Raw genomic sequence first — 25,648 nt, forward strand, 5'->3', positions numbered from 1 at the left:
TGGCAACACAACACTATCAAACGCAAAGGCCTAGGTAGATTAAAAGTATAAAAAAAGGGGGCCTCGCCCCCTTAATAAACTCACCCTTTTGAACTACAAACTCGCCAATGCAGTTTCAAAATCGGCAATTAAATCCGCCGTATCTTCTATGCCTACAGAAAGACGTAACATGGTGTCGCTAATTCCCATGTTGTTGCGCTCTTGAGCAGTATTTTCAAAGTAGATCGTTGGTGCTACTGGTAAGGCTAACGTGCGGTTGTCGCCTAAGTGCGTAGCACAAATTACCAGTTTGAGCGCATTCAAGAACGCAACGGGATCGGCGCCATCGATTAAATCAAAACTCAAAATGGCACCATATCCGCCAGTTAAATGCTCGCGAGCAATAAAATGTTGTGGGTGATCCGCTAAGCCTGGGTAAAATACCTTTGCTACCTTGTCATGGTTATCCAAAAATGTAGCAAGCTGCATCGCATTGTACTGACTGCGAGACATTCTTAAATTCAGTGTTTCCATACCCAGCGCAATTGCACTAGCTGACTGTGGCGATAAAGTGGCACCTAAGTCTCTTAAGCCCTTTTTCTTTATCTGAGTCAGCCCCCATTGAGCAACATCATCCACTTGATAGCCCGATTTGATATTGTCAAAATTCTTCCAGTTGAACAAACCGGTATCAATTACCGCACCACCTAATACATTGCCATGCCCTGCAATGTATTTAGTCAACGATGTAAACACTAAGGATGCTTTGACATTTTTTGCACTAAATAGGGGTGGTGGTGTCATGGTGTTATCCACCATAAACAATAAACCGTTTTCTTCGCAAAACTGTCCGATGGCACTGAGATCGGCAACTTGCGTTACCGGATTGGCAACCGTTTCTGTGTACACCCCTTTAGTATTGGGCTGATACGCGTTTTTGACGTGCTCTACATCAGTCACATCGGTATAGGTTATATGTACACCGAAGTCTTTAAGCGTTTCAAAAAAGCTACGTGTATTGCCAAACAAGTACTGACTTACAATGAGATGATCGCCTGCCGTTAACAAAGCAAAAAGTGAACTGCTAATGGCAGCCATTCCCGTTGCAAAACACAACGCGCCTTCTGCATCCTCAAGCTCTGTTAACATAGCTTGAAGCGCGGTTACAGAAGGTGAAGATGAACGCGAATAAACATGAGCGGCACGCTTACCCTGAAACGCATCAATAATACCTTGGGCGTCTTTGAATTCGAATAATACAGAGTTGGATGTACTCGTATGTACGCCGCCATGCTCCGGGTTATTAAGCAAGCGATCAGCATGAACCTGTCGGGTTGTGAATCCCAATTTTGTCACGGGTGAAACTCCAAAAAGTGATAGTTGTCACACAACCCAATGACTAACCGAAGTGGCTGTTGCCAACGTCAACTAACGAGCACTAAGATTGTGTGATGCAGTTTTTAGGATATTTTGCGCAAACAGTACCATAAAATGTATAAATAGTTTGCATTTGTTCTTCTATATTAGTCACTTTGTGAATAATCGGCCCCAGCACTAGTGCCTTTTTAGCATAGTCTAAGCCAATAAGCTGAATAGGAATTTCGGCTTCTCTGGCAATGTGCATAAAGCCGGTTTTCCAAGGGTATATTGGACTGCGTGTTCCCTCAGGTGCCAACGCTAAAATGATATGTTCCTGCTGCTTTATCTGATTAGCGATGGACGTAACAACCCCGTGCGACTTACTGCGTTCAATTGGGATCCCCCCTAAACGCCGAACAATCGCCCCTAAAGGGGGTTTAAAAATAGTATGCTTGCCAAAGAAGTTTACATTTAACCTAAATGCAAAGACTACAAACAGGCCAATAAAAAAATCCCAGTTAGACGTATGCGGCGCAACCGCCAAAATTGTTTTCTTTTCATTAAGCAATTCGCCCTCCACTTTCCAGCCTCGTTTTGTTAGCAGCCATGCAGCAAATCGCGCTAACCAATGTGGCCATTTGCGCGACACATTTGCGCCAACAATGACATCACTTATGGGACGAAGGGGTAAATCTGAATGAGGAAGGGTTTTCATGTGTAATTCTCTAACTGCTGCCTTCGGGTGCCACATTATATGTTGAGTGGCATCGCAAGACCGGAATACGGTGTTAATGACTTCACGATCATAATCAATCTATTTATGTAATGCCATTGTAAATATTTGATTAATAATTTGAGTAAGTAATTAGCAAGCGTCGATAATCGAGTTATTGTAATAATTCAATGTTGCTCGCTGGTACGAGAATAGCTTGTCTCATGATTGCGCTAACGAGTAAACAAGGTATTGCATAAGAAGTGATGTAAAGTAACATCACACCTGTTGTAAAGAACTTTGAGATTATCTATGTGCATACTTTTCATCGCAAATAAAATGCGTAGCGACTACCCATTGATCATTGCAGCGAATAGAGATGAATTTTACGCCAGACCTACTGCACTATCTCAATATTGGCCACACTACCCCAACCTGCTTGCCGGGCAAGACTTACAAGCGAAAGGCACGTGGATGGGGGTGACGCACCAAGGTACGTTGGCGGCGTTAACAAATGTGCGCGATCCTCACAATTTGAAACACAGTGCCATTTCTCGGGGTGAACTAGTCGCTGACTGGTTAATTAACACTAGTGAAAAATACAGCATGGATAAGGCACAAGTATATTTAGATAAATTGCGCAAAACCAGAGACAATTACAATGGCTACAACTTACTGTTCGGCCATGTTAATCAGCTTCGAGTTTACAATAACGTCAATGATACCTGCCATTTTATAGACAAAGGTGTATTTGGGTTATCTAACGCTGATATTGTCACGCCGTGGCCCAAGGTAACACAGGGCGTAAACGCACTAAATCACTATATCGACAACGCTTCTACGATTGAACACGACGCCTTATTCACTATTCTACAGCAAAATAACCAAGCGCCAGATCACAGCTTACCTGATACAGGTGTTGGTTATGAATGGGAAAAAGCGTTGTCTTCCATATTTATCCATACCCCGCAATACGGCACTCGTGCTTCAACCCTGTTGCTGGTTGATAAAAACCAGAAAGTGACGTGGAAAGAACTGACGTATTATCATGATGGACGGGTTGACAGCACAAAAACCTATACGTTTAACGTGGTGTAAATGGTTTCACCTTTGCCACTTAAAATAGGACAACACTTTCGTTTACAGGTTTACACTTGGCTTAATTGAAATATTTTCAACCAATAGGGGTCGTTTTTTCCACCATCGGTGGCATAATGCCTGCCTGCTACTATTTGCATACCAACGTGAGGACATATCGTGTTTGAAGTATTACCCCATCTTGCCCCAGACCCAATTCTTGGCTTGTCAGCTGCTTATCGAGAAGATACCAACCCAAATAAAATCGATTTAGGTGTTGGTGTATACAAAGATGAGCAAGGTAATACCCCTATTCTGTCAAGTGTGGCGAAAGCACAGAAAGTGCTTTTAGAAACCGAGACGAGCAAAACCTATATTACCCCACAAGGCAATCAAGGTTTTATCGACGGTATGTTGTCTCTATTGCTAGGTAAAAGCAGCCCTGTTCTTTTAGCTGACCGCGTTGCAGCAGTACAAGCACCGGGTGGTTGTGGTGCATTGCGAATTCTTTCTGAACTTCTTGTTCGTTGTAACGAGAATGCAAAGGTGTGGGTAAGCGACCCTACCTGGGCAAACCATATTCCGTTAATCGGATCTGCAGGCTTAAAAATAGAAACCTATCCCTATTTTGACAAAGCGTCAGCGGGTATTCGGTTTGACGCAATGATGGACACGTTGCGCAAAGTCGAAAAAGGCGACATCGTGTTGCTTCACGGGTGCTGTCACAACCCTACGGGTGCGGATCTTACCAACGCGCAGTGGGATGAAGTACTTGCGGTTGCCAAAGAGCGTGAATTCTTACCCTTTATCGACGTTGCCTATCTCGGGTTCGGCGAAGGTTTGGACGAAGATGCTTACGGCATGCGTTTGCTAGTTGAAAACTTGCCGGAAGTCATCATTGCCGCCTCATGTTCTAAAAACTTCGGCTTGTACCGCGAACGTGTTGGTTTAGCCGCCATTATTACTGCTGATACTGCAACACGAAAGATTGCACAAGCACAAATTCAGTCGGTTGCCCGCGGTATTTATTCTATGCCGCCTAGCTATGGCGGTGCATTGGTCGACATTATTCTTTCTGACGACGCGCTAAATAGCGAATGGGTTTCTGAAGTTAATGAAATGCGCAACCGTATGAAGTCGCTACGTGCAATGTTGGTTAAAAACCTACACGATAATGGCTCACCAAAAGATTTTAGCTTTGTAAACGAACAAAAAGGGATGTTCTCTTTCTTGTGCATTACCCCAGAGCAAGTGCGCGAAGTACGCGAGAAACATGCGGTTTACTTTGTTGACTCAAGCCGAGTGAACATTGCGGGCATTAACCAGCAAAACGTCGAAACCTTAGCGAAAGCGCTAGTGTCGGTACTGTAATATTCAAGTAAACTACAACAAGGGGCATGAGTCATTTCTCAGCCCCTTTTTTTACGACCTTTCTTTCTTATTTAAGTGCGCGTAAGCCTTGTGTAAGTAGCCTGTCCAACGCATTGGCGAAATTCTGTTTATCTCGCTGAGAAAAGGCTTTAGGTCCACCTGTGTGCTCGCCACTTGAACGCATGGTATCCATAAAGTCGCGCATGGTCAGTGCAGCGCGAATAGACGACTTATCAAATTCATCTCCCCGCGTATTCAAGGCTAACCCATTTTTGGCCAATACGTCTGACGCTAAGGGAATATCATTGGTGATCACCAAATCCCCTGCTTCACACTTCTCGACAATATAATCATCGGCAGCATCAAAGCCCGAGGGAACTAGCGTCAGTGTAATATGTTTGTCAGGAGGAACTGACATTGAATGGTTTGCTACCAAAGACAAAGGCAGCTTGGTACGCCTTGCTGCCTTAAATAGAATGTCTTTGATCACTGCAGGGCACGCGTCGGCGTCAACCCATATATGCATAATCGTATCTCATTTGCGTCATTAATTACGCAAGCATACCACCATCCACAACCACTGTCGTGCCAGTGGTATAACTTGACGCATCAGAGACAAGGTAAAGTACTGTACCTGCCATTTCGTCAGGGTCGGCAACGCGGCCTAATGGGATCACTTTAAGAGCATGCTTTAAAATTTGCTCGTTAGTGGTGAGTGCCGAGGCAAACTTGGTGTCCGTTAACCCAGGAAGTAATGCGTTTACGCGAATGTTTAACTTCCCACATTCTTTGGCAAAGGATTTTGTCATGCTGATCACCGCGGCTTTTGTGATGGAATATATGCCCTGCATGTCGCCAGGGGTAATACCATTGACAGAAGCCGTGTTAAGAATAACCCCGCCGCCCTGCTCTTTCATCATTTTGCCCGCTTCAATAGACATAAAGAAATAGCCGCGAATATTCACATCAACAGTTTTGTTATAGGCGCCTAAATCCGTATCGAGAATATGGCCGAAAAATGGATTGGCCGCAGCGTTATTAACCAAAATATCCAATTTCCCGAAATCCCGTTTAATGGTCTCGAAGGTTTGGCTAATTTGATCCATTTCACCAACGTGACATGCCAATGCAGTGGCTTTACCGCCGGCATCTCGAATAGATGACGCCACCGCTTCACAACCGTCTATCTTGCGACTTGAAACAATTACATGGGCGCCGTATTGCGCCAATAAACGGGCAATTGACTCGCCAATTCCGCGACTTGCGCCGGTGACCAAAGCAACTTTTCCGGTTAAATCAAATAAATCTTTCATTGTTATTTCCTTAATTCTTGCTGTAGCAAAGGTCTATCAAAGAGGACCTTACGTAAATTCACAGTTTACGTGGCTTTGCGCCGTTCTATACACTCAAGCCAACATACCACCGTCCAGTACCACCGCTTGTCCGGTCATAAAAGAAGACTCATCGCTACACAACCACGCAATGGCATTGGCGATTTCTTGCGGCTTCCCAAGGCGCTTCATTGGGTTTGCCCCAATCAGTCCTTTGCGACCACGCTCATCCATTCTTGCCAGAACACCTTGTACCATTGGGGTATCAACAAAGCTGGGACAGACCGCATTAATTCGGATATTGGCACGGGCATACTCCACAGCTGCAGACTTTGTCAGGCCAATCACACCGTGTTTTGAAGCACTGTAAGCACTGATCATGGGGGCAGAGCGAAGCCCAGCTACCGAAGCGATATTAATAATGTGACCGCCACCTGTGGCGGTCATATGAGTCAGCGCATTTTTCATGCAATACCATACACCGGCTAAGTTAACCTGTAAGTTTTTCATAAACATGGCGTCATCCACTTCAGTCAATGGCGCAGGCATATGATCTATTCCAGCATTGTTAATTATCACGTCTATTTTAGCGGCTTGTGCAAATGCACTATCAAACATGCCCTTCACCTGTTCTGGTGACGTTACATCCACCGCAACAGCATAAGCTTTGCCGCCGGATGATTGAATTTCCTCTACCACGTTCTGAGCATTGTCTAGGTTTAGGTCTGCGACTCCCACCAAGGCGCCACGCTCACTTAACAAGCGGGCAGATGCTGCGCCAATACCTGAGCCACCGCCAGTGATCAATATATGCTTTCCCTTTACATCAGCGACAGGGTTCATAGTTCATACTCCGCTTTCATGATTAAAATTTTAGATGGCTTGATTGCAAACTTGGCCTCAGCATCACAAATCAGCTGTTGTTTTTTATAACCCATATTTATTTCCTTGGTGACTTATCTCTTCAAGCTTAGAAATAGCTGGCCTTCACGTTGTGACAGGTGCTGTTCTGCGAAGTGAGTAAGGCAATATCACGCGATACCAAGGGTAGCTCCCAATGAACAAAGTATTCTGCTGCAGCCATTTTGCCTTCGTAAAAGTCGATATCTTGCGCCTGTGCGCCTTTAGTTAACATTTGCTCAGCGACATTGGCTTGGCGAAGCCAGATCCAACTCACTACACAACTGGAAAACACATTGAGAAAGCAGCTTGCATTTGTCAGTAAAACCGGTTGTTTATCAGATCGAATATCTTTAGCAGCCTGCTGGATCAGCGCCCCTAACTGGTCAAAGTAAGGTTTCATTTTTGCTACTAGCGCTTGTGCTCGAGGCGTTTCAGCCCGCTTCATATCACAAGTGACACGCTCAAGCAGAACGGTTAGTCCTTTACCGTCATGTTGCCAAAGTTTTCTACCCAATAAATCAAGCGCCTGAATACCATTGGTACCTTCGTGGATAGGGTTTAAGCGGTTATCTCGCCAGCACTGCTCAACCGGATATTCTCGGGTATAACCGGCACCACCCAATATTTGAATAGCAAGATCATTTGCTTTAGGTCCAAATTCTGATGGCCAGGCTTTAAACACAGGTGTAAGTAAATCAAGTAGTTGGGAAAGCGCAGTGCGCTTTTCACTATCCTGTTCGGTTTCTAATTCGTCGATAAGCATACTGCCGTACAAACACAGTGACATGCCCCCTTCACAATACGCCTTTTGCGCCAATAGCATTCGGCGAATATCACCGTGATTAATAATGGGCGTGGGATCGTCTTCTGGTGCCAGATGTGGCGCAGCTCGACCCTGTGTACGATCTTTGGCATATTCCAACGAGTAACGGTAACCGCGATAACCAATCATCGCAGCGCCGTACCCCACACCAATTCGCGCTTCATTCATCATCATAAACATGTAGCGCAACCCCTGATGGGGTTCACCAATTAAATACCCGTGACAGTCGCCATTCTCACCGAAAGTCAACGCCGTTGACGTGGTGCCGCGATACCCCATTTTGTGGATCAAACCCGCAAGGGTCACGTCATTACGCACATCGGGATTGCCTTGTCCGTCCAAACGGTATTTAGGTACGGCGAAAAGTGAAATACCCTTGACTCCCGCTGGGCCACCTGGAATTTTCGCCAAAACTAAGTGCACAATATTGTCTGATAACTCGTGCTCTCCCCCTGAAATAAATATTTTGCTGCCTTTAATGCGATACGTACCGTCGTCGTGAAGACGCGCCGATGTACGTATATCAGCCAATGATGAGCCGGCATGGGGTTCCGTTAGCGCCATTGTGCCAGTAAAGTCCCCTGTCAGCATTTTAGAAAGGAACGCCGTTTTTATGTCGTCTGAAGCAAAGTGTTTTATCACATTTGCCGCAGCCGCCGTCAGAAATGGATAGGCGGTTGACGACGGGTTAGCTGCCAGAAAATAGCCTGCGCACGCATTCATAATGGTGACGGGAAGTTGCATTCCGCCGTCCTCAAAATCGAAGTGTCCGGCTATAAAGCCAGCCTCTCGGTATGTATCAAACGCCACTTTAACGTCTTCAAGCATCGACACTTTTTTGCCATCGAAGGTAGGCTCGTTTTTGTCCGCTAACGCATTGTGAGGCAGAAAAAGTTCTTCTGCCATTTTCTCTGCCATATCGATAACGGCGTTAAACGTTTCTACATTGTGCTCTTCAAAACGTTTTTGCTCACATAAGGAAGCGGTGTTCAATACTTCATACAGTTGAAATTGCATTTCCCGACGGGGAATGAGTTGATCGGCCATAGTGTCCTCCACGAGTACTTGTTAACACATTGTGTCACAAACGTTATCGTGCCATCATTGTCATTAATGACACAATAATGGTTAAAACCGCCAACTATTACCTGCGGTGATTTTTTATCATAACGCCCATTACTTATATGAATAAAACAAGTTACACGGTCACCGTACTAGGGTTTGACCAAGCCCTTGCTTCTGCCATTACAGGGGCACTGGATGTGTTTGCCTTTGCCGGAGTCAGTTGGCAACGCATTCATCAGCTCCCAACTACCCCTTTCTTTAAGGTGCAACTTGCCGCTGCACACGGGTTGCCTTTTTTGTGCTCAAACCAGGTTACCCTGACCCCCAACATTGCCATTGAAGATGTATCACACACTGACATTCTGCTTATCCCTACCATCGGCGGGAATATCGACGACGTATTAAACGACATGCACTCCCAACTTATACATATAAAACGGTTACAAAAGATGGGCGCTGATATTGGTGCAAACTGCACCGGCACTTTTTTATTAGCGGAATCTGGACTGTTAGATAATAGAGTCGCCACGACTCACTGGGGCTATGCAGATAAATTCAGTGCAATGTACCCAAGGGTTAATTTACAGCCTGAAAAGATGGTTACGGAAGATGACGCGGTATTTTGCGCAGGTGGCGGTATGGCATGGATCGATCTGTCCATTTTACTGATTGAACGATATTGTGGACATCAGGTTGCCAGTGATACCGCTAAGTCTCATGTACTGGATGTATCAAGAACAACACAGACTATTTACGCCAGTAGCAGACAGCGGCGCGCTCACGGTGATAACGATATAGTGGCGGTACAGTCATATCTTGAAACACAGTTAGGCACAAAGCTCACGCTCAGTGATGTGGCAGCCAAACACAATATGACAGAACGCACGTTGCTCAGGCGTTTTAAGCATGCCTGCGGCATGACCCCTTGGCAGTATTTGCAATCTTTGCGTATTGAGCACGCCAGAAAGCTATTAGAAACCACCCACACTCCCCTAGAGATACTTGTTAATTCAGTGGGTTACGAGGATATGAGCTCATTTACGCGTTTGTTCAAAAAATTAACCGGCATGTCGCCTTCGCAATATCGCGCCAAATTTAAACGTGTGGTGTAAACGTAGCGTTAGTTTCGCCCCTGCTTTTTTCTACTATTCCTATTTTAACGCTTGTTATTTCCACTCTCATTGGCCTTTCTCATGCACCACCTGGTAGCCTTGTAAGTGACACACTGCTTTACTATTGTGCAAAATATGACATTACAGCGGCTAAAATTGACTAAAACTGTGCAAAAATTAAGGAGTAAAGACAAAGTTGCACAATTTTGAAGTTTTTATTTCGAACTTTGTGTAAAATGCGGCGCCAAGCATAGATTGACTTGTCATTATGCTAAATACACTACAAAAGTATAATTTATAAATTTATCTTGGTGAAAACATGAGAACACATAAAATCGCCACACTAGCTCTTGCAGTTAGTGCAGCGTTCAGCTCTTCAGTTCTTGCTCAAGAGGCCGCAACGACAGAAAAAAAAGAAGCCTCACTTGAACAAATTACCGTTACTGCGCAAAAGCGCACTCAGTCAATACAGGAAGTGCCTATTTCTGTTGCGACATTAAGCGGTGAAAAATTCGAAAGCCTTTTCTCAGGCGGTGAAGACATTCTAGCCCTTGCGGTACGCGTACCAGGCTTGTATGCAGAGTCTTCAAATGGTCGTGTGGCGCCCCGTTTCTATATTCGCGGACTCGGTAATACCGATTTTGACCTTGCTGCATCACAACCTGTTTCTATTATCATGGACGAAGTGGTAATGGAAAACGTGGTACTTAAAAGTTTCCCACTATTTGATGTTCAACAAGTAGAAGTACTTCGCGGACCACAAGGTACTCTGTTTGGTCGTAACACCACAGCAGGTATCATTAAGTTCGACACCGTAAAGCCAACTCAAGAAGTTGAAGGCTACGCGAAAGCAGGTTTCGGCTCATTTGGCACCATGAACCTTGAAGGTGCAATTAGCGGCGGTCTTACCGATGACCTATCAGCCCGCCTTTCAGTACTTTCTCAAGAGCGTGACGATTATATCGACAACGCTGCATCTGGCCAAAAAGACGCTTTAGGTGGCTATGACGAGAAAGCGTGGCGCCTACAATTGTTGTGGGAACCATCAGAAGACTTCTCTGCCTTGTTTAACGTACACGGTCGCGACCTTGAAGGTACTGCATCAATTTTCCGCGGTAATGTTTTTGATAAAGGCAGCAATGACCTAAACGATAGCTACGATCGTGAAACGGTATCTTACGATGGCGATCTAGAAGGTAACGGTACTGACAACAACCCACAATCATATGAAGGTTTAGGCGCATCGCTTAAATTAGAATACGATATGGACGAGGTCACGTTCACCTCAATTACGGCGATTGAAACTGCTGAAGGCTCAAGCTTAGGTGATATCGACGGCGATGCGATTGCATCACAAAACTATGTTACTCAAGATAACCTTGACGATCTTGAGCAATATACTCAAGAATTCCGCATTGCAAGCAACACCAGCGATCCACTTAACTGGCAAGTCGGTGCGTTCTACTATGATGCCTCTTTCAATGTAACCAGTATCGATGGATTCTTCGGTGCCACAACCGTTTTTCATGATAACCAGACTTGGGCTGTGTTTGGCCAAACGTCTTATCAAGTTAACGAAAAACTCAATATTACTGGTGGTCTTCGTTATACACACGATAAAAAATCACTGGTTGTAGGCGATCAGAACGTTAACGGTTTTGCGGTTGTGTTAGGTATAGCTGCAATTCAAGATTACGACGATATTAACGTTGATGACGGTCAAACCAGTTATGAACTTAGTGCAAACTACCGTGTAACTGAAGACATGTCTGTGTTCGCTCGCTATGCCAATGGTTTCCGTGCACAAACCATCCAGGGTCGTGACGTAGCATTTGAAGGCGCACCTTCTGTTGCAGACGCTGAAACTATTAATTCATTTGAAGTGGGTATTAAATCAGACCTGCTTGATGATACCTTACGCCTGAATGCGGCTGCCTTCTACTACACTGTAGATGACATGCAGTTCTCTGCTATCGGTGGCGGGAATAACTTTACGGCACTGGTTAATGCCGATAAAGGTGAAGCGTACGGTTTTGAAGTGGATGCACAATGGCTAGCGACAGACGCGCTAACCCTTACAGCAGGTTATAGCTATAACCATACAGAAATCCAAGATGATTCATTAACCGTTGCCCCTTGTGGTACGAATGCAGGTATTGGATTTACTGGAAACTGTACTGTTACAGACCAACGTCCAGACGGTTACAATGCTATTATTGATGGCAACCCGTTCCCTCAGGCACCTGAATCAATTCTGAACTTCACTGCCCGTTACTCCATCCCAATGGGTGACGACGGTGAATTCTTCGTATTCACTGACTGGGCATTTCAAGGTGAAACCAATATCTTCCTTTACGAAGCGGTTGAATTTACTACAGACGATAACTTCGAAGGTGGTTTACGCCTTGGTTACGAAAACTTTGCCCACAATTACAGTGTAGCGTTGTTTGGTCGTAACATTACTAACGAAAACAACGTTAAAGGTGCGATAGACTTTGCAAACCTAACCGGTATTGTGAATGAGCCACGCATTTGGGGTGTTGAGTTTAAGTACACTTACTTCTAAGCGTGATATTAAATAGAAAATACACAGTGTGATTGCTATTCATTGCATTGTGTAATGTCACTGATAAAAACGGTAATGTCCTAAAGGCGTTACCGTTTTTTTATACGCACCTAGCACTTTTATGCAGCCATTTGCATATCCGAGGTCGCCGTTTGTACCCATTGCTGTAATTTCCTGCAAACATTTACCCATCGCGCCACTTTTTGATAATACACTTGTTCTATTAACTCCCCTTTTTCATTAAATAAAAAAGAGGCTAACTTGCCTTTGTGATCAGGCATATAAAAGTGATGAACCGTAAACATACGCGAAAGTGGTGCATTCATTACTTTTTGATACATGCAAAAAGGCAAAGCCTGGGCACGTTCATCGCCACCGGTCAGGCGGCTTCGCCGCTGAAAATCGTCAAATCCTACATCGACCTTTATACCGTGTTTAGCAATAAGCTGATCGACCCCTTTAATCCCCGTCTGCATTGTGTTTCCCCTTATCGCAAGAAAGCAAATTAGTTAGACTCAAAATAAACCATACTGATATTTATACAGTATATGTGTATTTGTTCAAAATGCAAACAAAAAAGCCGCTTCATGAAGCGGCTTTGATCAAACATTGCTTAAGCGGCGAATTATCCCGTTACATCTATCTGATGTTCCGTGGTGTGTGGATTGTGTTGACGGCCTCTAAATATCTTCTTTAAATCATCTAAGATCAAGTAAAGCGCCGGTACCAGTAACAGTGTGATTATGGTTGCGAACAATATGCCAAACGCCAACGAGATAGCCATAGGAATAACAATCTGTGCTTGCAGGCTACGTTCAAACACAATGGGCATTAGTCCCATAAATGTCGTCAACGACGTTAAAATGATAGCTCTGAAGCGCTGAGTACCCGCACTAATGGCAGCATCCATTAATGATAGCCCCTCTTTTCGGGCCCGGTTCACAAAGTCGACCATGATTAAACTGTCGTTTACCACCACACCAGACAGCGCAATAATACCGCAAATTGACAACACACTAACGGCCATGCCCAGCACTAAGTGCCCGATAATAGCGCCGACAATACCAAACGGGATCACCGACATTATAATAAATGGCTGCGTGTATGAGCGCAGTGGAATAGCCAGCAAGGTATAAATCGCAAAGAGCGCGAACAACAACCCTTGCATCAGACTAAACATCGCATCGGCCTGCTCTTTCGAATTACCCTGAAGTTGAAACTCGACGCGTGGGTATCGGTCTAGCAAGTCCGGCATAAGTTTCTCAATAACGTCGTTAGTGACTTCAGAAGGATCCATCAATGCCTTATCTACCGCAGCAGTTACAGTTACCGAACGTTTACCGTCTACACGAATAATAGAATCAAACCCTTGGCCAACCCGAAACGTAGCGACCTGCTCAAATGGAATTTCCTGGCCATTCGGTGCCCTAATACGCATGTTTTCAAGGTGTTCGACGGAACTGCGTTCCGTTTTGGGGTAACGCACCATCACTTTGACTTCTTCGTCATCTCGTTGGATCCGCTGTACTTCGGCACCGTAGAAACCAAAGCGCACCTGTTGACCCAATTGCTGTAGCGTAATACCCAAAGCATCAGCCTGCGGTTTTAACGCCAGTTGAATTTCTTCGCTTCCCCCAGAAAAAGTGTCATTGATATCGGTAACACCTTCATAGGTATCTAAGGCGTCTTTCAATTCCTCGCTTATCGCACGCAGTGCTTTTATATCACTGGAACTAAATTCGAAACTGAGATCCGAACCACCTCCAGGGCCGCCGGGAGAACTGATATTAAACGACTTCACACCGGGAATTTCAGGCAACTCTTCTCGCCACAAGTCCTGGATTTCAAAATCGGTCAAAGCGCGGGTTTCCCCCTTGGTCAATTCAGCAAAAATCTCGCCACCTAAATTGCCATTGTCAAATGCAATGGCGTGCTTAATAACCCGCTCACCGCTTTCTTTTGCAACTTTCTCGTCCATGCGGTGCATAGCCTCACGCAGCGTGGTGAGCACCCGGTCTCGTTGTTCCAACGATGAACCAGGCTCTAGCTCAAAGCTTGCAATCATGAAATCGCTGGGAATATTAGGGAAAAATACAAACCGTACAATACCACCACCAAATAGCCCTACCGTAAGAATAAGCATGGCGGCGAACACTGCAACCGTGGTGTAACGATTGCGTATAGCCTTAGCCAGAAACGGGGCATAGGTATTGTGAATAAAGGTTTTGATACCTTCGCTAAAAAAGTCTCTGAATTTTTGGAAGCGATTAGCCTTTTCTGGATCGTAAGGCTTCAGTTTCATATGAACCAAATGGGCCGGCAATATAAGTTTCGACTCTATTAGTGAAAAGATAAGGCAGACTATCACTACCATACCAATGGTTTTCCATATAATGCCAAATGGCCCTGACACCATAAGCATAGGCGAAAACGCGGCAATAGTAGTCAGTACGCCAAACGTGGCTGGCATAGCAACCTTTTTCACGCCCGCTATAACGTTTTCAGTACTGTGGCCCTTTTTGTCTATTTCAGAATAGGCCGATTCCCCCATAATAATGGCGTCGTCAACGACAATACCCAGAACCAGTATAAAGGCAAATAAGCTGAGCATATTGATAGACACACCCACCATATCCAGTGGCATCACTAACAACGTACCCAAGAAACACACGGGTAGACCCACTATTACCCAAAAAGCGAGCTTTATCTTAAGGAACAAAGACAGAACTAAGAAAACCAGTAACGCACCAAAAAACATGTTTTCTAGCATCATATTCAGGCGGTCGGCCAAATAGAATGAGCTATCGCCCCAAGTATCTGCGGTAATATGGGCAGGAAACTCGGCCTTTTTACTGTCGATGTAGTGATTGACTTGCTCAGAGATTTCCAATGCGTTCTGATCGCCTACCGCTCTCACCCGAAGACTGACAGCTGGCTTGTCATCAAACAGCGCGTATTGGTTGTTTTCGATAAATCCATCATTGATATACGCCACATCGCCCAGCGTCACTCGTGTCCCATTGGGGTTAGTGACCAGTATAATTTGTGAGAAATCCCAACCTGTGTATGCCTGCCCTTTCGTCCTAAGCAAGATGTCACCATTTTCTGTGCGAATAGAACCACCGGGCAGATCCACACTGGTTTGGCTCAAGCGCATAACGACGTCGGCAAATGTCAGATTGTATTTTTGGAGATCCACTTCAGAAAGCTCAACCGATATTTCGTAGTCTCGCGCCCCCACCACCTGAACACTTGAAATACCAGGCAAGTTGGCGATATCGTCTCGTAAGTCTTTCGCGAACTCTTTGAGTTCTCGCTCTGACGCATCACCGTATACCGATAACCAAATCACATCTTGTTGAATTTTTTGGCGGTATATAACGGGTTTCTCAGTATCAGCGGGAAATCGTGGAATAGCATCGACTTGCACTTTCACTTCATCAAGCAGTGATTGAACATCGTAGTCCTCTTCCACTTGAATACTTACTGTACCCATGCCTTCCACCGCGGTGGAAGTCAGCTGTTTGATGCCTTCTAAATCTTTAATAGCTTCTTCTATTTTAAGGATTACGCCTTCTTCAACCTCTTGCGGCGCAGCACCAAGATACGGCACACGAACGTTTATTACGTTAATCTCAAAGCTGGGAAAGACCTGTTTTTTTATGCTAAAAGCACCGAAAAGCCCACCCACTATGAGCAGCCACATCAGCAGGTTTGCTGCCACACTATTGCGTGCAAACCATGCAATTAGTCCTTTTTGAGTATCAATACGACTCATTAGCGACCTCCGCTTGAAGCGTTGCTTTCAATCGCACTGTCGTCGTTCTCTTTATCGGTTTTTGTTTCTTCATTCAGAACGGGTTCGTCACCTGGTAACCGTACTTTCATGCCGTTATAAGGGTTAGGCACCGCACTGGTTACCACCAAATTGCCTTCGTCAAGACCACTTCGAATGAACACCTCTTTCGCGGTAGTGCGAGCAATTTCCACCGGCTTTATTTCAATTTCTCTGTTGTCATTTACGGTTAACACTGTGTTGTCCAAACGCAAAATACTGCGAGGGATCACCATAAGGTTTTCATTTTGACGAGATGTGATTTCTGCTTCCACGAACTGTCCAAACCGCAAAGGAGCGGGATGCGTAGCATTCACATTGTAAGGGTCTGTCACTTCAACCACTGCGTAAACCACGCGGCTTCCCATATCTAGCACGCCTTCAGAACGCACCAATTTGCCTTGCCAATGTCGCTTTACTCCACCGACTGCAGCCGTTAACGAAACACCTGCGCCTTGCTGTGATTGGCCAGCAATATTGATAAACATGAGATCACTGTCAGTGATCGGCAGCCTTACTTCGGCAGTATCCGTTGAATAAATGGTACCAATGGTTGACCCCGTTGCTGCAAATTGCCCTAAGTCAATATTGCGCTCGACAACAATGCCGTTGTAAGGCGCAGTAATATTAGTGCGTGCAAGGTTGCGTTTAGCGCGCTCTAATTTGGCCTCGGCAGCCTTCACATTCGCTTGTTCTTTGGCTAGCTGAGGTTTGCGCAGACCAAGCTCAGGAGGCGCAACGTTATTCACTGAACGCCATTCCTGCTCTGCTACTTTACCCCGGGCAATTTCTTCTTGTAATGCCGCTTGGGCTTGTGCAAGTTCCGCTTCGGCCAATTTCAAATCAGTTTTATAATCATCTTGTTCCAGCGTCGCTAGCACGTCGCCTTTTTTAAACGTACCGCCCGCCATAAAACTGTCAGATAGACTAATTACCTGACCACTCACCTGTGCACTGAGCACCGTTTTATTTCTGGGTACCACATTGCCTTGTGATTTAACAATGAAATTAACCTGCTCGGCGCTTACCGCTTCAGCATCAACAAGAAATGCAGGAATTTCTACGGGTACTTGCTCTGGCGGTTTACGCGCATTGATCATAATTGCTGCTACAACAAATGCTACGATGATAATGATCAGTGGAATACCACTTTTCACCAAGATGGAGTTTTTCATTTACTATCCCTAGGAACACAGTCTGCGCGTGACAACACACTTTTCCTTTTACAGCGCAAAATAGGAAAAGAAAGCCTGCGTTAATCACAAAATCGCTACATGAGTTTGTTTTATTATTGTTTCAATACTAGTGTACTGCGTTTAGTCTTCTCCTGCCCACCTTAGATTGTTAAATTTTGTGAATAAAATGAAATGACCAAGTATGCCGCTTTTAGCGTGATAGCTAATACCAAAAAAATACCAAAAGAATACAAAGTTAGATTGATAAACAGTCAGTTTTCGGTGATTATTTAACCACTCATTAATGATGAGTTGACCTGAGGTTGTTATTTTATGGCCAGCCAAACTAACGCTGTAGCTTGGGGAAATGAAATTTCGCAATGTTGAAGGGAAAACACAATATGAGCTTAAAGAAACAATATTTGAAATCTAAACCTCTGTGCAAAGTGACATTTCGACTAAACGCGGAAGCGGCGTGTGACGCCAAAGAAGCCGCACTTTGTGGCGATTTTACCGATTGGAAAGCACAACCCTTGTCGATGAAGAAGCTTAAAAGTGGCGATTTTACGCTTACCGTAGATCTTGAGAAAGATCACGAATACCAATTCCGCTATTTGCTCGACGGTGAAAAATGGGAGAATGACTGGGAAGCAGATGCCTATATTCCTTCGCCAGTTAGTGTAGAAGACAATTCTGTAGTAAGAGTGTAGCACCCGCCTGTATCAGGTTGATTAATAAACTACCTACACATTACGCTTTGTTGCCCTGTAAAAAAGGCTGCCTTTAGGCAGCCTTTATACTAATCACATCGATTTTTCCATCAAGGTGTATTACAACGCACTTTCAAGCTCAGGCAATACGTCGAATAAGTCACCAACCAAGCCATAATCAGCCACTTGGAAAATAGGCGCTTCTTCGTCTTTGTTGATTGCCACAATCACTTTAGAGTCTTTCATACCTGCAAGGTGCTGGATTGCACCAGAGATACCTACCGCAATATAAAGCTGAGGCGCAACAATCTTACCTGTTTGACCAACCTGCATGTCGTTCGGTACAAAGCCTGCGTCTACCGCTGCGCGCGATGCACCAATAGCAGCGCCCAGCTTGTCAGCAATCCCTTCTAGAAGCTTGAAGTTTTCGCCGTTTTGCATACCGCGACCACCAGAAATAACCACTTCTGCAGCCGTTAGCTCTGGACGTTCAGACTCAGTGAGCTCTGCCGATACGAAATCAGATTTTTCGCTGCCCTTAACAACATCGATAGCAGTAACTTCTGCGCTACCACCTGTTGTGGCTGCATCAAATGAAGCCGCACGAACCGTAATCACCTTTTTGGTATCAGAAGACTGCACTGTGGCAATCGCGTTACCCGCATAGATTGGACGAACAAACGTGTCTTCACTCTCGACACCTATGATGTCAGAGATTTGCGCTACGTCTAATAGCGCCGCCACGCGAGGCATGAAGTTTTTACCTGTTGTTGTCGCAGCAGCAATAACATGACTGTAATCGCTTGCAAGCTCTACTACTAGGTCAGCCGTATTCTCAGCAAGCTGATGCTTGTATGCCGCATTGTCAGCAACAAGTACTTTTGCCACGCCGTCAATTTGAGCCGCTGCCTCGGCAACGGCCTGGCAACCTTCACCCGCCACTAAAACGTGAATATCGCCACCCATTTTCTGCGCGGCGTTGACAAGCTTGTGCGTTTCCGTCTTTAAGCTTGCGTTGTCGTGTTCTGCATATACGAGTACGCTCATGAGATCACCTTTGCTTCATTCTTTAACTTGTCTACCAATTCAGCAACGTCTGCTACCTTTATACCACCCTCTCGTTGAGGCGGAGGCGTAACTTTTAGCACTTTTACGTTTGATTCTAGTGAAACACCAAAATCTGCTGCGGCTTTAACATCAAGCGGCTTACGCTTTGCTTTCATGATATTTGGAAGCGACGCATAACGCGGCTCGTTCAATCGTAGGTCTGTAGTCACTACCGCTGGAAGCGAAAGCGCAACAGTTTGAAGACCACCGTCGATTTCACGGGTCACGTTTACTTTCTCGCCGTCAACAACCACTTCTGACGCGAACGTACCTTGAGGCATGCCAGTTAATGCGGCAAGCATTTGGCCTGTTTGGTTGTTATCAGAGTCAATACTCTGTTTACCAAGAATAACAAGCTGTGGTTGCTCTTCTTCAACCACTTTAGATAAAAGCTTTGCCACTTGAAGTGAATCAAGATTTTGGTCGGTATCGATTTGAATACCACGGTCAGCACCTAGGGCCAGTGCTGTACGTATTTGTTCTTGGCAGCTCTTGTCACCAATTGAAACAACAACGATTTCAGTGGCCACACCTTTTTCTTTTAATCGAACGGCTTCTTCAACCGCAATTTCACAAAAAGGGTTAATGGCCATTTTCGCGTTTGTAAGATCGACGCCAGATTCGTCGGCCTTCACTCTTACCTTAACGTTGTAATCGATCGCGCGTTTGACCGGTACGAGTATTTTCATATTTACCTCAATTGTTGAGTTCGTCGGTGTCTATTACGTTTTACTAATAATTAACTATTAATAATTAAAAACGTATTACTTCACCACGCTTTTTGAAACTTTAACAATGTGCGCTACGTTAATTAAAACCGTGGAACGTACGTTTTATAAAGGCTAGCTCTAAAACGTCGTTAACACCACGTTCGCGAGCAGTTATAATGCATCGCCAGTTAACGTTAACGTAAACTGCTCTGCAATGTACTTACTGTTGACGTAAACGTCAACCTGCATTACCTTTCAGGGCGACATTTAATTTACATGTTTTTGACACAATGCATTATTTGTTTCATCAATAGTGCACTATAAAAATTCGAACATAAGGAGCCTCCCGTGGAACGAGAATCGATGGAGTTTGACGTAGTCATCGTCGGTGCCGGCCCAGCTGGATTATCAACTGCTTGTAAGCTGATGCAGCTTGCAAATGAAAAAGACCAGGAACTCATGGTTTGTGTGGTCGAAAAAGGCTCTGAAGTAGGTGCACACATATTGTCAGGTGCCGTTTTTGAGCCTCGCGCGTTAAATGAACTTTTTCCTGATTGGAAAGACAAAGGCGCACCACTCAATACGCCGGTTACCGAAGACCACATTTACCTGCTAAAAGATGAAACAGGCGCTAAGAAGTTGCCTAATGGCATTACCCCTAAAACGATGCATAATGAAGGCAATTACATTGTATCAATGGGCAACGTTTGCCGCTGGTTAGCAGAGCAAGCCGAGCAGCTTGGCGTAGAAGTATTTCCAGGATTTGCGGCATCTGACGTTATCTATAATGAAGACGGCAGTGTTGGCGGTGTACTTACTGGCGACATGGGCGTGGGTGAAAACGGCGAACCGAAAGATGGCTATATGCCGGGCATGGAACTACGTGCTAAATACACCGTGTTTGCCGAGGGCTGTCGCGGTCATCTGGGCAAAGAACTGATTGCCCACTTCGAATTAGATAAAGACAGCTCTCCACAACATTACGCGATTGGATTTAAAGAGATTTGGGATATCGACCCAGCTAAACATCAGCCCGGTTTGGTGGTTCACAGTGCGGGTTGGCCACTTGATGAAGCCACAGGTGGTAGCTATTTATATCACGCTGAAGATAATCAGGTCTTTGTCGGGCTCATCGTAGACCTTAACTACGACAATCCTTACCTTAGTCCCTTTGATGAATTCCAGCGATTGAAACATCACCCCGTATTTAAGCAATACCTTGAAGGCGGCAAGCGCGTATCATACGGTGCACGTGCCATTGCTAAAGGTGGCTTTAATTCACTACCCAAAATGACCTTCCCCGGTGGCCTATTAGTTGGCTGTGATGCAGGTACGCTGAACTTTGCCAAAATCAAAGGTAATCATACAGCGATGAAATCTGGCATGTTAGCGGCTGAAAGCATTTTTGAAGCCCTCTGTGAAAATGGAGAAACACCTGCCAAAGAATTAACTGGCTTTACTGAAAAGTTCAAATCATCGTGGTTATATGACGAATTATTCCGTTCGCGTAATTTCGGCCCAGCAATTCATAAATTGGGTAATTTCTGGGGCGGTGCATTTAACACCCTAGAGCAAAATTTCTTTAATGGTAATTTATTCTTTACGATGAAAGATGAGCACAAGGATTATGCGCAACTTAAAGAAGCAAATCAGGCTAAAGAGATAACCTATCCCAAACCTGATGGGGTTTTAAGCTTCGACAAGTTGTCTTCGGTATTTTTATCTAATACCAATCATGAAGAAGACCAGCCTTGTCATCTTAAATTAATTGATCCCGCTATTCCTCTTACTGTTAATTTGCCTAAATTCGCAGAGCCAGCGCAGCGATACTGTCCTGCTGGCGTATATGAGGTCATTGAAGAAGAAGGGGAAAAACGTTTTCAAATAAACGCTCAAAATTGTGTGCATTGTAAAACGTGTGATATTAAAGATCCCAGCCAAAATATAAAATGGGTTGTTCCTGAAGGTGCCGGCGGCCCCAATTATCCAAATATGTAAAATAGTTATTTAACTATTTAACTGATTATTTTTAAAAGCGAGCATTGCTCGCTTTTTTTTTGTGCTACTTTTAATTAAAATCAAACTGAAATTCAGTACAACGTATTAAGGTTAATTAATGAGCGAATTTTTAGATATTTTAACCCACGGAAGACGTTTGCAAGGTGCTGTAAAGGAATTAAGCATTGAAGAGCTCGAGTCAGTACAAGAAAAGCTGAGCTCCATAATAGAAAAACGAAAAGAAAAAGCACTTGAAAACGAAAAAGCTGAACAAGAGAAAAAAGAAAAGCTCGCTGCAATAAAAAAACAAATGGAAGAAGCGGGTTTAAATGTTGAAGATTTACAAGCGTTAAATACAGACACCAACAAAAAGGTGGGCAAAAAGCGTCCTGTGAAATACAAATTGATAGATAAAAGCGGAAATGAACACCTTTGGACCGGCATCGGTCGTATGCCTCGCGTATACAAAGATGCGCTAGATAGCGGTAAATCCCTCGACGAATTTTCCGTCAAATAACCTACCCGTTTTTTACTGTGATATATGCGAATAAGGTCTGACTTTCAGGCCTTTTTACTATTACTCAACCATCTCTTATTTAAGTGAAAAATCAAACAAAAGTTAAATTAGGCGAACTGACTAACAACTTGGAATTTTCCGTGGAATTAAACTACAAATTATCCTCACGTGATGCCGAATCTCCCTGGCTAATTTTAATTCATGGTTTGTTCGGCAGTGCAGATAATCTCGCTGGTGTGAAACGCCATTTTGAAAAAAGCCATAACATAATTAGCATTGACTTACCTGACCATGGTGAATCCCCAAGGACAGATGGTTTTAACGTTAATCACGCGGCTGAAGCAGTATACCAGTTAATTAAAAAGCACCATATCAACCAAACTGCAGTACTGGGACATTCCCTAGGGGGCAAAGTGGCGATGCGGTTAGCATTAAATCACGGCGATGTGATTTCACACTTAATTGTGGCTGATATTGCGCCAGTATCTTACAACCACAGTCACCAGTCGGTGTTTGATGGCTTAAAAGCCGTACCACTTGATAAAATTGAAAGCCGAAAAGACGCCGAGGCAGCGATGTCTGTATTTGTCAAAGAGCCTGGGGTAAGCCAATTCCTGTTAAAAAGTCTGTATCAAGACGAAAAAGGTCATTGGGCATGGCGCTTTAATGTGGACGGATTAATTGCCAGTTATAGCCATATTATTGATTGGGAACAAACTGACCAGCAATTTTCGGGTGTAACCTTATTCATTAAAGGGAGTGAATCTGATTACATCACCCCAGCCTACCGCGACGATATTACGCGTTATTTTCCTAAGGCAAAAGCGCATATTATCGAAGGTACTGGTCACTGGCTACATGCAGAAAAACCGGCAGCATTTAATGCTATTGTTGAGCGAACGTTAACAAAATAAGCAGGATTGACGGCATTCTTATCAATACAGATGAGAATAGCAATTATTCCCTACTTTTGAACGTTTTAAGCTCTTACACGCGTATATACTGTGATATAGTTGCGCCAGATTTTTTTAAGTAATAACACTATGCTTGCAGAAAACTACGAACTCATTGAGTCCATCATGCTATACGGCGGTCTGTTTATACTGTTTGTATTAATGGGATTTGCGGTACACGACGTATTGCGTAAAAACGACGTACCACTGATTGGCAAAGTGGTCACCTACGGTGTGCTTGGCTTAGGCGCCTTGGGGTTCCTTGCAAAAGGTATTATCGAATGGTTCTGGTTGAGTACAGGCGTTTAAATAGTAACGATTAATAGAGGTTAGATATGGCGAGCGTTGGCCTATTTTTCGGAAGTGACACGGGTAATACCGAACATGTTGCGAAAATGATCCAGAAGGAATTGGGTAAACAACTTATCGATGTTAAAGATATTGCTAAAAGTAGCAAAGAAGATATTGCTGAGTTTGACTTACTGATTTTTGGTATTCCAACTTGGTATTACGGCGAAGCGCAATGTGATTGGGATGATTTCTTCCCTGAACTTGAACAAATTGACTTCAACGATAAGCTGGTTGCTATATTTGGCTGTGGTGACCAAGAAGATTACGCCGAGTATTTCCTCGACGCTATGGGTATGATCCGCGATATTGTTGAAGCAAAAGGCGCGATTTTAGTCGGTCAATGGCCAACTGAAGGTTATGACTTTGAAGCTTCAAAAGGCATGGCAGATGACAACCATTTTGTGGGTCTGGGTATTGATGAAGACCGTCAACCAGAACTGACAGAATCTCGCGTTAAAGCTTGGTGTAAACAAATTCACGACGAATTATGTCTGGCAGAACTTGCCTAAGGTCAGCTGATCGCGAGACGGTCCTGAAGGCCTAATGATATTATTATAAAAAAACCGCTCGATTGTGAAGTGACCCCATAAAGTTGGACTCATTTCTAAGCGGCTGCCAAGGCCTGATTTCGATATTGTATCGGACTCAGGCCTTTTAGTTTCAGCTTTATGCGCTCGTTGTTGTAATAGTCGATGTATTCTTTTATGTTTTCAATGAGTTCGTCAGCGTCTTTGAACGTCTCGTTGTGATACATCTCCGTTTTTAAGATGCCGAAGAAGTTCTCCGCAACGGCATTGTCTAAACAGTTTCCTTTCCTCGACATACTTTGACGTAACCCGTTTTCCCGAAGGTGATTTTGGTACTGTTTATTCTGATACTGCCAACCCTGATCCGAGTGGATAAGTGGTTTTTCATCTCGTTTTAGCTTACTTGTCGCGGCTTTAAGCATATCGGTGACCAATGGTAATGTAACTGAGGTTCGTACCTCATAACTGACAACTTCCTGATTAAACAGGTCAATTATCGGTGACAGATAAACTTTCTGGTCTTTAATCTTAAACTCTGTCACATCGGTCACCCATTTTTGATTAGGCTTCTCCGCCGTAAATTCCCGATTGAGCGTATTGTCTGCGATTCTGCCGACTTCTCCTTTGTAGGACTTATAACGTTTGGCTCTGACCTTTGACTTTAAACCAAGCTCGTTCATCAAGCGTTGTACGCGCTTGTGATTAATCACAAGCCCCATCGTTCTCAGGGCTGAGGTAATTCTACGATAGCCATATCGCCCTTTATGTTTATGATAAATATTATGTATTTTGGCGCATAAACCAGTATCGGGACACAACCGTTCCAGCGTATTACGATGATAGTAATAAACACTCTTTGGTAGTCCTGTGATTTTCAATAGATTTTGTAAGCTATAAATGGCCTTGAGCTCTTCGACGACTATCGTTTTGTCTTTGCTTTTTTCTTTCTGGCTTGAGCCAAGGCTTCCAACTTTTTTAGAACAGCATTCTCAGCACGTAAATAGTCCAACTCTTCTCTGAGTTCTTTTTCCGTCATTTCAGATGATGGTTTGGGCGTAGAAGAGTCGTTTTTCACGCGGGGTTTTCCTTTTTTCTTTGGTTTCAGACCTGAGATGCCGTCACGAGCATATAGCTTTTGCCATTGAAATAGAATCCCGGGGGACGATAAATCGAAGAAAGCACTGGTATACCCGAGTGACCAGTTGTTAGCTGCCATTATTCTCAACACTTCTATTTTAAATGCTTGATAATAAGGTTTGTGAACAGACCTGAAACTTTCAGCGCCATGAATTCGATAAACAGCGGTCCAGTAACGGACCTGTCGTTCTGTGACATTGAATCTGTCACCTGCGGCCAAAGAGCTTTCAGATAAAGCAAACTCTGCTACTTTGAGCTTAAGAGTTCGATGATGTTTAGACATAAAAAGACCCCCAGTAATTGGAATGTCCAACTATTGGGGGTCACTTC

The 25,648-nt window shown here is 44.3% G+C and carries 23 protein-coding genes; 10 read left to right on the forward strand and 13 right to left on the reverse strand.

All coding sequences use genetic code 11. The features are described 5' to 3' along the window. Positions 1–93: 93 nt before the first annotated feature. On the reverse strand, positions 94–1,335 hold the full coding sequence (locus ACMCM8_RS08425) for a cystathionine gamma-synthase family protein (RefSeq protein ID WP_412727346.1): 1,242 nt from the start codon (positions 1,333–1,335) through the stop codon (positions 94–96). Between the two features lie 82 nt (positions 1,336–1,417). Next, positions 1,418–2,053, reverse strand: coding sequence for a 1-acyl-sn-glycerol-3-phosphate acyltransferase (locus ACMCM8_RS08430; RefSeq protein WP_412727348.1), 636 nt, complete (start codon positions 2,051–2,053; stop codon positions 1,418–1,420). 309 nt (positions 2,054–2,362) lie between these two features. Between ACMCM8_RS08430 and ACMCM8_RS08435 the strand changes: the two genes are divergently transcribed. Both ACMCM8_RS08435 and ACMCM8_RS08440 read left to right on the forward strand, forming a co-directional pair. Further along, complete coding sequence (locus tag ACMCM8_RS08435) at positions 2,363–3,148, forward strand: NRDE family protein (protein WP_412727350.1); 786 nt, start codon at positions 2,363–2,365, stop codon at positions 3,146–3,148. A gap of 159 nt (positions 3,149–3,307) precedes the next feature. Next, positions 3,308–4,498 carry an aromatic amino acid transaminase gene (locus ACMCM8_RS08440; RefSeq protein WP_412727352.1) on the forward strand — a complete coding sequence of 397 codons (1,191 nt, stop codon included), beginning with the start codon at positions 3,308–3,310 and terminating at the stop codon, positions 4,496–4,498. Between the two features lie 67 nt (positions 4,499–4,565). On the opposite strand, the gene ACMCM8_RS08445 is transcribed toward ACMCM8_RS08440, so the two are convergent. The 4 genes from ACMCM8_RS08445 to ACMCM8_RS08460 form a co-directional block, all read right to left on the reverse strand. Beyond that, a complete protein-coding gene (locus ACMCM8_RS08445) occupies positions 4,566–5,024 on the reverse strand; it encodes a YaiI/YqxD family protein (RefSeq protein WP_412727354.1) in 459 nt (152 codons plus the stop codon). Positions 5,025–5,049: 25 nt separating this feature from the next. Then, a complete protein-coding gene (locus tag ACMCM8_RS08450; RefSeq protein ID WP_412727356.1) occupies positions 5,050–5,811 on the reverse strand; it encodes an SDR family oxidoreductase in 762 nt (253 codons plus the stop codon). A gap of 93 nt (positions 5,812–5,904) precedes the next feature. Then, positions 5,905–6,672, reverse strand: coding sequence for an SDR family NAD(P)-dependent oxidoreductase (locus ACMCM8_RS08455; protein ID WP_412727358.1), 768 nt, complete (start codon positions 6,670–6,672; stop codon positions 5,905–5,907). Positions 6,673–6,799: 127 nt separating this feature from the next. Then, positions 6,800–8,602: an acyl-CoA dehydrogenase gene (locus tag ACMCM8_RS08460; RefSeq protein WP_412727360.1), complete on the reverse strand. Its 1,803-nt coding sequence runs from the start codon at positions 8,600–8,602 to the stop codon at positions 6,800–6,802. 137 nt (positions 8,603–8,739) lie between these two features. On the opposite strand from ACMCM8_RS08460, the gene ACMCM8_RS08465 reads away from it, so the two are divergent. Then, entirely contained in the window at positions 8,740–9,732 is a 993-nt protein-coding gene (locus ACMCM8_RS08465; protein ID WP_412727362.1) for a GlxA family transcriptional regulator, read from the forward strand. Positions 9,733–10,051: 319 nt separating this feature from the next. Continuing rightward, entirely contained in the window at positions 10,052–12,298 is a 2,247-nt protein-coding gene (locus tag ACMCM8_RS08470) for a TonB-dependent receptor (RefSeq protein ID WP_412727364.1), read from the forward strand. 119 nt (positions 12,299–12,417) lie between these two features. Here ACMCM8_RS08470 and ACMCM8_RS08475 read toward each other — a convergent pair whose 3' ends face one another. The 3 genes from ACMCM8_RS08475 to ACMCM8_RS08485 all read right to left on the reverse strand — a co-directional run bounded on the left by ACMCM8_RS08475 (position 12,418) and on the right by ACMCM8_RS08485 (position 17,308). Beyond that, positions 12,418–12,774 carry a hypothetical protein gene (locus ACMCM8_RS08475; RefSeq protein ID WP_412727366.1) on the reverse strand — a complete coding sequence of 119 codons (357 nt, stop codon included), beginning with the start codon at positions 12,772–12,774 and terminating at the stop codon, positions 12,418–12,420. Positions 12,775–12,923: 149 nt separating this feature from the next. After that, positions 12,924–16,076, reverse strand: coding sequence for an efflux RND transporter permease subunit (locus tag ACMCM8_RS08480; protein ID WP_412727368.1), 3,153 nt, complete (start codon positions 16,074–16,076; stop codon positions 12,924–12,926). Continuing rightward, complete coding sequence (locus ACMCM8_RS08485) at positions 16,076–17,308, reverse strand: efflux RND transporter periplasmic adaptor subunit (protein ID WP_412727370.1); 1,233 nt, start codon at positions 17,306–17,308, stop codon at positions 16,076–16,078. The genes ACMCM8_RS08480 and ACMCM8_RS08485 overlap by 1 nt, the downstream gene beginning before the upstream one ends. A gap of 401 nt (positions 17,309–17,709) precedes the next feature. On the opposite strand from ACMCM8_RS08485, the gene ACMCM8_RS08490 reads away from it, so the two are divergent. Further along, on the forward strand, positions 17,710–18,018 hold the full coding sequence (locus ACMCM8_RS08490; RefSeq protein ID WP_412727372.1) for an isoamylase early set domain-containing protein: 309 nt from the start codon (positions 17,710–17,712) through the stop codon (positions 18,016–18,018). A 120-nt stretch (positions 18,019–18,138) separates the two neighbouring features. On the opposite strand, the gene ACMCM8_RS08495 is transcribed toward ACMCM8_RS08490, so the two are convergent. Then, positions 18,139–19,065: an electron transfer flavoprotein subunit alpha/FixB family protein gene (locus ACMCM8_RS08495; protein WP_412727374.1), complete on the reverse strand. Its 927-nt coding sequence runs from the start codon at positions 19,063–19,065 to the stop codon at positions 18,139–18,141. Next, a complete protein-coding gene (locus ACMCM8_RS08500) occupies positions 19,062–19,814 on the reverse strand; it encodes an electron transfer flavoprotein subunit beta/FixA family protein (RefSeq protein ID WP_014998609.1) in 753 nt (250 codons plus the stop codon). The genes ACMCM8_RS08495 and ACMCM8_RS08500 overlap by 4 nt, the downstream gene beginning before the upstream one ends. Positions 19,815–20,183: 369 nt before the next feature. Here ACMCM8_RS08500 and ACMCM8_RS08505 point away from each other — a divergent pair, with 369 nt between their 5' ends. From ACMCM8_RS08505 to fldA, 5 genes are all read left to right on the forward strand, one after another. Beyond that, positions 20,184–21,833, forward strand: a complete 1,650-nt coding sequence (locus ACMCM8_RS08505; protein WP_412727376.1) for an electron transfer flavoprotein-ubiquinone oxidoreductase — start codon at positions 20,184–20,186, stop codon at positions 21,831–21,833. A gap of 118 nt (positions 21,834–21,951) precedes the next feature. Further along, positions 21,952–22,350: an H-NS family histone-like protein gene (locus ACMCM8_RS08510; protein ID WP_412727378.1), complete on the forward strand. Its 399-nt coding sequence runs from the start codon at positions 21,952–21,954 to the stop codon at positions 22,348–22,350. Positions 22,351–22,490: 140 nt separating this feature from the next. Continuing rightward, the gene (locus tag ACMCM8_RS08515) at positions 22,491–23,264 is read left to right on the forward strand and encodes an alpha/beta fold hydrolase (protein WP_412727380.1); all 774 of its coding nucleotides are present in this window, start codon (positions 22,491–22,493) and stop codon (positions 23,262–23,264) included. Between the two features lie 129 nt (positions 23,265–23,393). Then, positions 23,394–23,612 carry a DUF2788 domain-containing protein gene (locus tag ACMCM8_RS08520; protein WP_412727382.1) on the forward strand — a complete coding sequence of 73 codons (219 nt, stop codon included), beginning with the start codon at positions 23,394–23,396 and terminating at the stop codon, positions 23,610–23,612. A 26-nt stretch (positions 23,613–23,638) separates the two neighbouring features. Then, on the forward strand, positions 23,639–24,163 hold the full coding sequence (gene fldA, locus ACMCM8_RS08525; RefSeq protein WP_412727384.1) for a flavodoxin FldA: 525 nt from the start codon (positions 23,639–23,641) through the stop codon (positions 24,161–24,163). 95 nt (positions 24,164–24,258) lie between these two features. Here fldA and ACMCM8_RS08530 read toward each other — a convergent pair whose 3' ends face one another. Further along, on the reverse strand, positions 24,259–25,104 hold the full coding sequence (locus tag ACMCM8_RS08530) for an IS3 family transposase (RefSeq protein ID WP_412727628.1): 846 nt from the start codon (positions 25,102–25,104) through the stop codon (positions 24,259–24,261). Then, positions 25,101–25,601: a helix-turn-helix domain-containing protein gene (locus ACMCM8_RS08535; protein ID WP_412725292.1), complete on the reverse strand. Its 501-nt coding sequence runs from the start codon at positions 25,599–25,601 to the stop codon at positions 25,101–25,103. The genes ACMCM8_RS08530 and ACMCM8_RS08535 overlap by 4 nt, the downstream gene beginning before the upstream one ends. Positions 25,602–25,648: the final 47 nt, after the last annotated feature.

Source organism: Alteromonas sp. D210916BOD_24, from assembly GCF_047159385.1.
In the GTDB taxonomy this organism is placed as follows: Bacteria; Pseudomonadota; Gammaproteobacteria; order Enterobacterales; family Alteromonadaceae; genus Alteromonas.